This window comes from Pseudomonas sp. HR1 (genome assembly GCF_030175875.1).
Taxonomy (GTDB): Bacteria; Pseudomonadota; Gammaproteobacteria; order Pseudomonadales; family Pseudomonadaceae; genus Chryseomonas; species Chryseomonas oryzihabitans.
Map to the genome: position 1 here is coordinate 665,300 of NZ_JASNRF010000001.1, position 11,852 is coordinate 677,151.

8 protein-coding genes are annotated in these 11,852 nt (G+C 64.4%); 4 read left to right on the top strand and 4 right to left on the bottom strand.

The features are described from left to right. Positions 1–73: 73 nt before the first annotated feature. Positions 74–1,138, top strand: a complete 1,065-nt coding sequence (glnL, locus tag QKY98_RS03065) for a nitrogen regulation protein NR(II) (protein WP_007161315.1) — start codon at positions 74–76, stop codon at positions 1,136–1,138. Positions 1,139–1,150: 12 nt separating this feature from the next. After that, complete coding sequence (gene ntrC / locus QKY98_RS03070) at positions 1,151–2,581, top strand: nitrogen regulation protein NR(I) (protein WP_007161316.1); 1,431 nt, start codon at positions 1,151–1,153, stop codon at positions 2,579–2,581. Positions 2,582–3,689: 1,108 nt separating this feature from the next. Here the strand turns inward: ntrC and QKY98_RS03075 are convergent. Continuing rightward, on the bottom strand, positions 3,690–4,247 hold the full coding sequence (locus QKY98_RS03075) for a hypothetical protein (RefSeq protein WP_284670320.1): 558 nt from the start codon (positions 4,245–4,247) through the stop codon (positions 3,690–3,692). A 72-nt stretch (positions 4,248–4,319) separates the two neighbouring features. Here QKY98_RS03075 and QKY98_RS03080 point away from each other — a divergent pair, with 72 nt between their 5' ends. Further along, positions 4,320–4,787, top strand: a complete 468-nt coding sequence (locus tag QKY98_RS03080; protein ID WP_007161318.1) for a tRNA (cytidine(34)-2'-O)-methyltransferase — start codon at positions 4,320–4,322, stop codon at positions 4,785–4,787. A gap of 76 nt (positions 4,788–4,863) precedes the next feature. Beyond that, positions 4,864–7,209, top strand: coding sequence for an FdhF/YdeP family oxidoreductase (locus QKY98_RS03085; protein WP_284670321.1), 2,346 nt, complete (start codon positions 4,864–4,866; stop codon positions 7,207–7,209). A 42-nt stretch (positions 7,210–7,251) separates the two neighbouring features. On the opposite strand, the gene QKY98_RS03090 is transcribed toward QKY98_RS03085, so the two are convergent. From QKY98_RS03090 to QKY98_RS03100, 3 genes are read right to left on the bottom strand one after another with little or no spacing between them, the layout of a single operon-like run. Continuing rightward, positions 7,252–8,622, bottom strand: a complete 1,371-nt coding sequence (locus tag QKY98_RS03090) for a TolC family outer membrane protein (protein WP_278387828.1) — start codon at positions 8,620–8,622, stop codon at positions 7,252–7,254. 4 nt (positions 8,623–8,626) lie between these two features. Continuing rightward, a complete protein-coding gene (locus QKY98_RS03095) occupies positions 8,627–9,952 on the bottom strand; it encodes an HlyD family type I secretion periplasmic adaptor subunit (RefSeq protein WP_284670322.1) in 1,326 nt (441 codons plus the stop codon). Position 9,953: 1 nt separating this feature from the next. Next, the gene (locus tag QKY98_RS03100) at positions 9,954–11,696 is read right to left on the bottom strand and encodes a type I secretion system permease/ATPase (protein WP_284670323.1); all 1,743 of its coding nucleotides are present in this window, start codon (positions 11,694–11,696) and stop codon (positions 9,954–9,956) included. Positions 11,697–11,852: the final 156 nt, after the last annotated feature.

Sequence of the window (11,852 nt, forward strand, 5' to 3'; positions counted from 1 at the left end):
ATCTGCCCTAACTCGGGGCGTCTTGGTTTGCTTCTTGCATTTTCCTATCGTCCCTATAGCGCTGTGGCCCCTCATGCCTACCGACGTCATCCACCGACTCCTGCTCGACAACCTCACCACCGCAGTCATCCTGCTCGATGCGGAGTTGCGTCTGGAGTACATGAATCCGGCGGCCGAGATGCTGCTGGCCATCAGCGGCCAGCGCAGCCATGGCCAGTTCATCAGCGAGCTGTTCACCGAATCGCCCGAGGCCCTGCAGGCGCTGCGCCAGGCGGTGGACCATGCCCACCCCTTCACCAAGCGCGAGGCGCTGCTGATCTCCACCTCGGGCAACAGCCTCACGGTGGACTATGCGGTGACCCCGATCCTGGATCGCCACAACACCCTGCTGCTGCTGGAAGTCCATCCCCGCGACCGGCTGCTGCGCATCACCAAGGAAGAGGCCCAGCTCTCCAAGCAGGAGACCACCAAGCTGCTGGTGCGCGGCCTGGCCCACGAGATCAAGAATCCCCTCGGTGGCATCCGTGGCGCGGCCCAGCTGCTGGCCCGCGAGCTGCCGGAAGAGGCGCTCAAGGACTACACCAACGTCATCATCGAGGAAGCCGACCGACTGCGGAATCTGGTCGATCGCATGCTCGGCTCCAACAAGCTGCCTAAGCTCGCCATCACCAATGTGCACGAGGTGCTCGAACGCGTCTGCAGCCTGGTGGAAGCGGAAAGCCAGGGGCTGATCAACCTGGTGCGCGACTACGACCCGAGCATTCCCGATCTGATGATCGACCGCGAGCAGATGATCCAGGCGGTGCTCAACATCGTGCGCAACGCCATGCAGGCCATCTCCCAGCAGAACGAATTGCGCCTGGGCCGGGTCACCCTGAGAACCCGCACCCTGCGCCAGTTCACCATCGGCCACCACCGCCATCGCCTGGTGTGCAAGGTGGAAATCACCGACAACGGTCCGGGCATCCCCCAGGACCTGCAGGAAACCATCTTCTATCCCATGGTCAGCGGTCGCCCCGACGGCACCGGCCTCGGGCTCGCCATCACCCAGAACATCATCACCCAGCACCAGGGGCTGATCGAGTGTGAAAGCCATCCTGGCCACACCGCCTTCAGCATCTTCCTGCCGCTGGAATAACGAGGAGTACGCATGAGCCGTCAGGAGACCGTCTGGATCGTCGACGACGACCGTTCCATCCGCTGGGTCCTGGAAAAAGCCCTGCAACAGGAGGGCATGACCACCGTCGCCTTCGACAGCGCAGACAGCGTCATGACCCGCCTCGGCCGTCAGCAGCCGGACGTGGTGATCTCGGACATCCGCATGCCGGGGACCAGTGGCCTGGACCTGCTGTCGCGCATCCGCGAGATGCACCCGCGCCTGCCGGTCATCATCATGACCGCCCACTCCGACCTGGACAGCGCCGTGGCCTCCTACCAGGGCGGCGCCTTCGAATACCTGCCCAAGCCCTTCGACGTCGACGAGGCCGTGGCCCTGGTCAAGCGCGCCGGGCAGCATGCCCAGGAGCAGCAGGGCTTCGCCGAACCGGCGCACCTGACCCGCACCCCCGAGATCATCGGCGAGGCGCCGGCGATGCAGGAGGTGTTCCGCGCCATCGGCCGCCTCTCGCACTCCAACATCACCGTGCTGATCAACGGCGAATCCGGTACCGGCAAGGAACTGGTCGCCCACGCCCTGCACCGCCACAGTCCGCGCGCCGCGGCGCCCTTCATCGCCCTGAACATGGCCGCCATCCCCAAGGACCTGATGGAGTCCGAGCTGTTCGGCCACGAAAAAGGCGCCTTCACCGGCGCCGCCGCCCAGCGTCGCGGCCGCTTCGAGCAGGCCGATGGCGGTACCCTGTTCCTCGACGAGATCGGCGACATGCCGGCCGACACCCAGACCCGCCTGCTGCGGGTACTGGCCGATGGCGAGTTCTATCGCGTCGGCGGCCACACCCCGGTCAAGGTTGACGTGCGCATCATCGCCGCCACCCACCAGAACCTGGAAGGCCTGGTGCGCGAGGGCAAGTTCCGCGAGGACCTCTTCCATCGCCTCAACGTCATCCGCATCCACATCCCGCGCCTGGCCGATCGCCGCGAGGACATCCCCGCCCTCGCCCGCCACTTCCTGGCGCGCGCGGCCCAGGAGCTGGCCGTGGAGCCCAAGACCCTGCGCGGCGAGACCGAGGAATACATGAAGGGCCTGCCCTGGCAGGGCAACGTGCGCCAGCTGGAGAACACCTGCCGCTGGATCACGGTGATGGCCTCCAGCCGCGAGGTGCTGATCGACGACCTGCCGCCGGAGCTGCTCAACCAGCCCCAGGACGCCGCCCCCGCCGCCAACTGGGAACAGGCCCTGCGCCAGTGGGCCGACCAGGCCCTCACCCGCGGCCAGTCCAGCCTGCTGGACAATGCCGTGCCGGCCTTCGAACGCATCATGATCGAGACCGCCCTCAAGCACACCGCCGGCCGCCGCCGCGACGCCGCCGTCCTGCTCGGCTGGGGCCGCAACACCCTGACCCGCAAGATCAAGGAGCTGGGCATGAAGGTGGATGGGCCAGATGAAGAGGGGGAGGACTAGCTGTTGTAGGTTGGGCTGAGCGATAGCGAAGCCCAACGTTTCGAGTTTGGACTTATAGCTGCCTAAGCTGATTATCGCGGTTTGCTGATAGGTTTTGTTTCCCCCACCCGGGCGAGTCACTTTTTTCAAACGCGAAAAAAGTAACCAAAAACGCTGTCCCCACGTTTCGGTCCTCCGCTGCGCTCCGGGTGCCCTCGCTCCGGCGCCGTGGCAGGGGCACGGCACGAAGGGGCTTCCTGCCCCTCGCGCCTTGCTCGGCGTCTTGCCTCGCAACCCCCGCCACGACACCGGAACTCGGCCTCACTGACGGGGACGGGGCGCTAGCCTGAGACTTCGGTGTTCATAGGATTTGTAGCGTGGAAAACCGCGCAGCGTTTTCCACTGATGAGCTTGATCGAGAAAGTGGACAAGGCTTCGCCGTTGTCCACGCTACGGGCTCTTCAACCAACACTTTCAGGCTGGCGAATCGCCCCGTTCAGCAGGGCGAACGCCAGTGTCGTGGAGTGGGTCGAGCCGCATGGATGCGGCGAGAGGTCCAGTGGGCTATGGACGGCCGATCTGGACCGACCCCGGAACGGCGCTGGCGTGAGCGCACCCGCAGCGCAGCGGAGGGCCGGATGACCGGGGCAAGCGTTTTTGGTTACTTTTGTCCGGGGCGCGCAGCCGCGACTGAAAAAAGTGACTCGCCCGGGTGGGCGAAATAAGAAAAATCAGCAGAATTCGATGAGCGACTATGGCACCAAGAAAGCCGAGTCTGCTGCACCGAAACGTTGGGCTTCGCTAGCGCTCAACCCAACCTGCAAAATCCCCAACACCACCTAACTCAAAACTTGGCACACCTTCTGCAATGTTCTAGGTAACTACCCTTTTGGGGACCTCGGTACAGGCAGGCTGGGGAATCCCCTCTTTTCTTCCCGAGGCCATCACCCAGTGTGATGGCCTCTTTTTTTCGTCTGCGAAAAGTGGAAAGCCGCAGGCTAGAGCGCTTTTTCTCCTCGGCAAGGACGCAGGGGTCGGCAAAGGAGGACTAAGCTTCAAAACAATCCGGCTCCGCACCCCGTTCCGCTCTGGTGCAAACCAGCGGCCTTTTGCCTGATAACGGGGCATTTCAGGGTGTCAGCGGGACCTCGACGTGGAGCACCCAGTCCTCGCCTTCCGCGACGATCCGGTCGCTGGCCTGCAAGGCACCGCCCACACCGACCAGCAGCACCTTCAGGTCCTGGCCATCCTGGCGCACCGTCCAGGAAAAGCTGCCGCCCGGCCGCGCCACCCGCCCCTGGCGTTCGCCACCGTCCCAGCGGGCGCGGGGCAGGCGCAGGCTGAGGGCGCCGTCGGGGCGATAGCGTTCGTAGAACAGCGAGCGGTCGGCGGTGATCAGCAATTCGAAGCGCCCCGCCTCCTGATGAGCCTCCACCCCCAGGATGACCGGGCGGCGGGCCTCGGCCGACCAGGGATCGGGATGGGTGCGCTGGTACACCAGTTGGCCGAGGATCATGCCGAACAGCCCGGCGCCGAGGGCCGCCGAGGCCAGCCAGAGGGTCAGGCGCTGGCGCTGGCCGCGCCATTCGGCCTTGAGCAGCTCGGGATCTTCCACCCGCGCCAGTTCGTCCCGGCGAGCGCGCTGTTCGCGCAGCAGCCAGTCGACCAGGCGGCGCCAGAGGTTCATCGCCCTACCCCGCTCGCGACGGCGCGACGGCGGCGCAGTACCATAGGCGCTTTGCCAGGCTCCCTGCCCTTCATGTTCGACATCATCCTCTACCAACCGGAAATTCCGCCCAATACCGGCAACGTCATTCGCCTGTGCGCCATTACCGGCTGCCGCCTGCATCTGATCGAGCCGCTGGGCTTTGCGCTGGACGACAAGAAACTGCGTCGCGCCGGCTTGGACTACCACGAGTGGTCCAGCGTGCGGACCCATGCCAGCCTCGCGGCCTGTATAGCAGATTTGCAGCCGCCCCGACTGCTGGCCTTCACCACCAAGGCCAGCCATCCCTTCACCGAGATCGCCTATGCGCCGGGCGATGCCCTGCTGTTCGGTCCGGAAAGTCGCGGGCTGCCGGCCGAGGTGCTGGAGTCGCTGCCGCCCGAACAGCGGCTGCGCCTGCCGATGCTGCCCAATCGCCGCAGCCTCAATCTGTCCAATACCGTGGCCGTGGCGGTCTACGAAGGTTGGCGCCAGCTGGGCTTCGCCGCACCGCCTGGCTGACCACCAGAACCTTCCCGCCAGACGCGTCGTCCCATGACCTACAGGCACATCGCCAGACAGTCACGTGAGGCGCACCATGAGCAAGATCGGCAAACCCAAGGTTGAAAGCTATGACGCGCCCTCCGGTGGCTGGGGCTCGGCGCGTTCGGTGACCGAGATCGTCCTGCGTGAACGGGTGCCGCTCAAGTCCGGTGCGCTGCTGGCCCGGCAGAACAAGCATGGTGGCTTCGCCTGCGTGAGTTGCGCCTGGGCCAAGCCGGGCAAGCCCCATCCGCTGGAATTCTGCGAGAACGGCGCCAAGGCCACTGCCTGGGAGGTCACCAGCAAGAGATGCGGACCGGAATTCTTCGCCCAGCATTCGCTCAGCGAACTGCGTGGCTGGCGCGACTATGACCTGGAAGAGGTAGGCCGCCTGACCCATCCGCTGCGCTACGACGCCGCCACCGACCGCTATCGTCCGGTGAGCTGGGCCGAGGCCTTCGCCGACATCGGCGCCGAACTCAAGGCGCTGGCGCCGGACTCGGTGATCTTCTACGCCTCGGGTCGTGCGGCGCTGGAGACCTCCTACCTCTATCAGCTCTATGCCCGCCTGTACGGCACCAACAACCTGCCGGACAGTTCCAACATGTGCCACGAGAGCACCTCGGTCGCCCTGCCCAAGAGCATTGGCGTGACCGTGGGCACCGTGACCCTGAACGACTTCGATCAGGCCGACTGCCTGCTGTTCTTTGGCCAGAATCCGGGCAGCAACAGTCCGCGGATGCTGCATGACCTGCAAGAGGCGCGCAAACGCGGCGCGCCCATCATCACCTTCAATCCCCTGCGCGAGCGCGGCCTGGAAACCTTCGTCAATCCGCAGTCGCCGGTGGAGATGCTGACCGACCAGCCCACCCAGATCAGCACCCAGTACCACCAGCTCAAGCCCGGTGGCGACACCGCGGCCCTCGCCGGCCTGTGCAAGGCCTTGCTGGCGGCCGATGATCTCGCGCGCGAACAGGGCCAGCCGGCCGTGCTCGACCATGCCTTCATCGCCGAGCATTGCCACGGCTTCGCCGACTTCTGCGAGTGGTTGCAGCGCCAGGAATGGCCGCAGCTGGAGCGCCAGTCGGGGCTGACCCGCAGCGCTCTGGAAGCCGCCGCTGCCGTCTATGGTCGCTGTCAGAAGGTCATCGGCATCTATGGCATGGGGCTGACCCAGCATCGCCATGGAGTGGAAACCATCCAGATGCTGACCAACCTGCTGCTCATGCGCGGCAACATCGGCAAGCCCGGCGCCGGCATCTGCCCGGTGCGCGGGCATTCCAACGTCCAGGGCCAGCGCACCGTGGGCATCACCGAGAAGCCGGAGCTGGCGCCGCTCGAACAGCTGGGCGAGCGCTTCGGCTTCGCCCCGCCACAGGACAAGGGTCGCAATACCGTGGAAGCCTGCGAGGGCATCCTCGACGGCTCGGTGAAGGCCTTCATCAGCCTGGGCGGCAACTTCCTGCGCGCCATTCCCGAGACCAGCCTGATGGAGCCGGCCTGGCGCACCCTGCGCCTGTCGGTGCAGATCGCCACCAAGCTCAATCGCAATCATCTGGTGCCGGCGGACAAGACCTATCTGCTGCCCTGCCTGGGGCGTACCGAAATCGATCGCCAGAATGGGGTGGAACAGGCCCACAGCACCGAGGACAGTACCGGCTGCATCCACGGCTGGCGTGGCGTGGCCGAGCCGCCCGAAGGCGACCTGTTGTCCGAGCCGGCCATCGTCGCCGGCCTGGCCAAGGCCACCCTGCCCGACAACCCGCAAGTCACCTGGGACGCCTGGGTCGCCGACTATGCGCTGATCCGCGACGAGATCGCGCGCTCCTTCCCGGAGATCTTCCACGACTTCAATGCGCGGATGTGGGAGGTGGGCGGTTTCCATCGCCCACTGCCGGCGGCCAAGCGCGAATGGAAGACCGACACCGGCAAGGCCAATCTCATCGTGCCGCGCAGCCTGGAAGAGGATCCGGACATGCCCGCCCGCGGGCGTGACGTCCTGACCCTGATGACGCTGCGCAGCAACGACCAGTTCAACACCACCATCTATGGCTATCACGATCGCTTTCGCGGCGTGAAAGGCACCCGTGCGGTGCTGCTGATGAATCGCAACGACATCGAACGCCTGGGCCTGGCCGAAGGCGACAAGGTGCAGGTGTCGACGGTGGCCGATGACGGCGTGCGCCGTGAGGTGGGTCCGCTGCGGGTCACGCCCTACAACATTCCGGAAGGGGCCTGTGGCGGCTACTACCCCGAATGCAACGCCCTGATCCCGCTCTGGCACCACGCCGAAGGCAGCAAGGTGCCAGCTGCCAAGGCCATCCCGGTACGCCTGAACAAGCTGATCGCCGCCAACAATGGCAGCTTTCCGGTGGAACCGGAGGGGTATGGGGCTAGCTAGCGCATGTAGGCAGCGAGAAAAGCCGGTCGAGACGAAACTCGATCATGGCTCTTCCGCCCCCTTTCTTGCCAGAGAGGGAGCGACCAACCAGCTGTTGACTCGCTGAATATCGGCTGCGGAAAAGTCCCCGCTCCAGCGCAGTAACACGAGCTGATTGGTGACGAAGTCGTACTGGGCCTGCAAGTAATCGCGCCGGCCGAGAAACTCCTGACGCACGGCGTTGAGGACATCGACTGCTGTAACGGTACCGTAAGCGAAGGACTTTTCGGTCACTTCTCTGGACTTGACCGCCGACTCCAAAGCCTTGCGCGCTGAAGTGATCTTCCGCAGATTGGCATTGCTCTTGAGATAGGCGGTCTTGGTTTCCTTGACCACCTGCCGTCGTAACGCTTCGTAGTCCTGCTCGGCAGCGTCTCGCGAACCGTACAGCCCCCGGGTACGGGCAGTGACCGACCCGCCGCTGTAGATCGGAATCTGCAGGTTCAAGCTGGCGGACAGGGTATCGACCTTGTCCGCCGCGATGACATTGTCGTAGGCAAAATCGCTGCGTTGCGCGCCCAAGGCGAGGCTCAAGGTGGGCAGGTGGCCGGCCTTGGCCTCATCAATAGCCTGTTCGGCCGAATTCAGCGCACTCTGCCGGGCTTTGAGCGCCGGGTTATGCGCAAGCGCGGACGTCACCCAATCCGTTTCCGCGCCTGGCAGAGCGCTGAACAGCGTTCGCTCGTCAATTCGCTTGAGAGGCTGGTAGACCTCCTGGCCCAGCAGTTCGGCCAGCGCCTCGCGGGCGACCTGAATCTGGTTCCTAGCCTCGATTTCCTCAGTTTCCAAGCTGTCGACTCGGGCAGCCAATTGCAGCTTGTCCGTGATGGTCGCCAACTGACGCTCGAACAGCGCCGAGACGCGCTCCAGGTTACGGCGCGTCGCATCACGCTCGGCCCTGGCCAGGTCCAGCTCATCTTCCGCGGCCAAGACCGCGAAGTAGCGCTGGACGAGATCGGCGGCGGATTGGATACGCGCATCCTCCGCCTGGGACCGGTACTGTTGGGTGAGCTCCGCGTACTTCTTGAAACCGCGCCAGGCTTCAGGGTTATAGAGCGTCTGTGTGAGACTCAGGTTGTAGGTCTGGCCATCATAGAGCAGCGCCTGGGTTCCTTCCGAGCGCTTGATACGGCTGGTGGAGGCACCGCCTCTGAGCTGTGGCAGCAGTTGCCCTAGGGCACTGCGCTCCTGGCCGGCCCCCGCCTGGATCTGCGCATCCGCGCCGAGGATGCGCGGATCGGACTGGACGACTCGCTGATAGAGCTGCCAAACATCCACTGTGCCGGTGTCATTGTCAGGGAGAGCGGCAACGGCTGGTCCCATAAATAGCAGCAGCACGACCAGCTCCCGGCGCAGCCTTGATCGTCGGGACATGGTCCTACTCCTCGATCATCGAACGCGCCATGGCGTTGCGAGCGGGCTTGAGCAGATAGTTGAGCAAGGTACGATCCCCCGTGGTGATGAGGACCTCGGCCGGCATGCCAGGCACAAGTTCGCGTCGGCCCAGTTCCTGGCGACCTCGCTCCGTCAGGGCCACCCGCGCCAGGTAGTAGGGTGCACCGGTCTTCTCGTTGGTGAAACGGTCGGCAGATACATAGACCAACTCCCCCTCCAAGATGGGGGTGGTCGCGCCCTTGAACGCGCTGAAGCGAATTTCGGCAGGCCTGCCCAGGGCGATACGATCGATGTCACCTGGCTGGATCTCCACTTCGACCAGGAGGTCCGCCCCACCGGGGACGACGTCCAGCAAGTGACTACCAGGCGCGACGACTCCACCCAGGGTATGGACGCTCAGTCCCATCACGATGCCATCCACGGGCGCCCTGATCACGGTACGGTCGAGCGTGTCCTGCAATGCCCTTAGCTGTTCACGCAATTCGTAGATACGTGATTGGGTATCGGCCAGCTGATTGGCGACCTCGGACCTGAATTTCTGGGTGATCTGGAGCATCTGCAGCTGGGTTTCCCCGCGCTGTACCCGGGCCCGGGCGATGGCCGAGCGCTGATCCGCAATCTCCGCCTGCAGTCGCGAGAGGCTGCGTTCCTGATCGCGCAGGCGCTCGTTGCTGACGAACCCCTGCCTGAGCAGCTCGCTCAGATCCTTGATCTCGCTGGTGTAGGACTTCGCCAGGCCCAGCTTGCTTTGACTGTTCGCTTCAAGTCCCAGGATCTGTTGCTCAAGCTCCATACCACGACTGCGCAGTACTTCGATCTCGCCCAGCCGAGCCGCCCGGCGTGCCTGGAACACCTGCCGCTCGCTGTTGCGCGCCTCACGAACGCGCCGGTCATCAACGGCAAAATCACTGCCGGTGGAGGCGATTTCGGACCGATCATCACGCTCGGCGATCAGCCGTGCCTCGAGTGCCTGGGCCGCGATCAGTTGGCTCCGCGTCGTTTCGAGCTGTGCCCGCGGCTGGGTATCGTCAAGCTGCATGAGTATCTCTCCCGCTTGCACCCGGTCGCCGTCGCTGACCAGCAACTCGCGCAGGATGCCGCCCTCCAGGTGCTGCACGGTCTTGCGCGAGCTCTTGATGATCACCGAGCCCTGCGCGAGCACGGCGCTGCTCAGCGGCGCCAGTGCCGCCCAGAGCCCTCCGAGGCCAAATACCACGAAGAGGATGGCGAAACCGAGCCAGCGGATGGGCCAGTCAGATACCTTGAGCCCCTCGGCTTCGGCTTGGATAAGGACGGGATGTTTCAGCACCTTAGACCTCCCTGCCAGGTTCGCGGGCCTCGCTACCAGGCAGCCCCTCCGGCGCGGATGCCTCAACGCGGCCCTGCAGCCGCGCCAGCACCTCATCGCGCGGCCCCGACAGCGCGATCTGGCCGTCGCTGAGCACCAGGAGATTATCAACATAGGCCAGGGCACTGATCCGGTGCGTCACGATGAGCAAGGTGGTCTGGCTTTGCTTGAGCCGGGTCAAGGCAATCCCCAAGGCGCGCTCGCCGTGTTCGTCGAGATTAGAATTCGGCTCGTCCAGCACCACCAGTCTCGGCCTGCCATACACCGCGCGCGCAAGACCGATGCGCTGTCGCTGACCACCGGACAAGGCGCCACTCTGGGCGCCAATGAGTGTGTCGTACCCTTGAGGCAGTCGGAGAATCATTTCGTGGACGCCAGCGAGTTCGGCCGCTTCGACCACAGCCTGCGGATCCACCGCCCCGAAACGGGCGATGTTGTCACTGATGCTACCCTCGAAGAGCTCGATGTCCTGAGGCAGGTAGCCCAGATGAGGCCCCAGGTCACTGCGCGGCCACTGGGCAATGTCGGCGCCGTCCAGACGAATCTTGCCGCTCTGTGGCAGCCAGATGCCCAGCAGTGCCCTGGCCAGGGTCGACTTGCCGGCGGCACTGGCGCCGAGGATGCCTACCGACGCGCCGGCAGCCACGTTGAAGCTCAACCCCTTGAGCACCGACTGGCTGGCTCCAGGCGGGGTCAGGAAGACCTGCTCCACGGCTAGGTGACCAGCGGGATCGGGCAAGGGCATCCTCGGCGGCTCGGCCGGTATCTGGCGTAACAGAGCATTGAGACGCTCGTACTGGCCGCGCGCCGTGACAAAGCCTTTCCAGCTGCCAATCATGAGATCGATCGGCGCCAGGGCTCTCCCCAGCAACAGGGAACCCGCGGTCATCAGGCCAGGGGTAATCTGGTGATCGATGACCAACCAGGCGCCCAAGCCAAGAATCAGCGACTGCAGGATCATGCGCAGGCTCTTGGACAGGTTGCTCAGGGCACCGCCTCGCTCACTGGCCTTGGCCTGCAGCGCCAGTACCCTGTTGTTACGCTGACGCCAACGCTCGAACAGACTGGGCAGCATGCCCATGGCCGTCACCACCTCGGCATTGCGCAGGTTCTTGCTGGTGAACTGCGTGGCCCGGCCATGCTCTTGGTTGGCCTCGGCCAGGTGCCTGCTGGTCAGCCGCTCGTTGGCGAAGGCCAAGGCGAGCAGCAGCAGAGCACCGAGGATGGTGAGGACGCCGAACAGCGGATGAAAGAAGAACATCACCGCAATATAGAGGGGTAGCCAGGGCACGTCGAAGAAGGCGAACAATCCCGGACCGGTCAGGAATTGGCGCAGTCCGGTCAGGTCATTGAGCGCCTGCGCTGAAGCCAGGACACCACCGCTGTAGAGGGCCTGTTGGTAGCTCGCTTCATAGAAGCGACGATTTAACAGCAGGTCGAGTCGGGTGGCCACCCGGATCAAGATGCGTGAACGCACCCACTCCAGGGCGCCATAGGTCGCCATCAATAGCAGCATGATCAGCGTCAGCATGACCAGCGTGGTGATGCTGTAGCTGGTCAGAACCCGGTCATACACTTGCAGCATGTAGAACGCGGGCACCAGCAGCAGCAGATTGATGAACAGGCTAAAGAAACCGACCGCGAGAAAGCTGCCCTTGCACGCGGCCAGCGCCTGCTCGAGATCCGTCTTATGGTTGTAGTGCATGCAGATACCAGCTGGAAACGGAAGCGCAGAGCCAGCGCGTTGCGACTCTAACAGTACCGCCTGGAACCTGCTGCCAAGACGATCAAATAAGTACAGACCAGCGAAAGAAATTCCGGTCGCCTTCAGGAAGGAGACCACCGGGATCGTCAGGGCTGA

Coding starts and splice junctions, on each gene's coding strand:
- glnL (WP_007161315.1), top strand. CDS start 74: ATGCCTACCGACGTCATCCACCGACTCCTGCTCGACAACCTCACCACC.
- ntrC (WP_007161316.1), top strand. CDS start 1,151: ATGAGCCGTCAGGAGACCGTCTGGATCGTCGACGACGACCGTTCCATC.
- QKY98_RS03075 (WP_284670320.1), bottom strand. CDS start 4,247: ATGAACCTCTGGCGCCGCCTGGTCGACTGGCTGCTGCGCGAACAGCGC.
- QKY98_RS03080 (WP_007161318.1), top strand. CDS start 4,320: ATGTTCGACATCATCCTCTACCAACCGGAAATTCCGCCCAATACCGGC.
- QKY98_RS03085 (WP_284670321.1), top strand. CDS start 4,864: ATGAGCAAGATCGGCAAACCCAAGGTTGAAAGCTATGACGCGCCCTCC.
- QKY98_RS03090 (WP_278387828.1), bottom strand. CDS start 8,622: ATGTCCCGACGATCAAGGCTGCGCCGGGAGCTGGTCGTGCTGCTGCTA.
- QKY98_RS03100 (WP_284670323.1), bottom strand. CDS start 11,696: ATGCACTACAACCATAAGACGGATCTCGAGCAGGCGCTGGCCGCGTGC.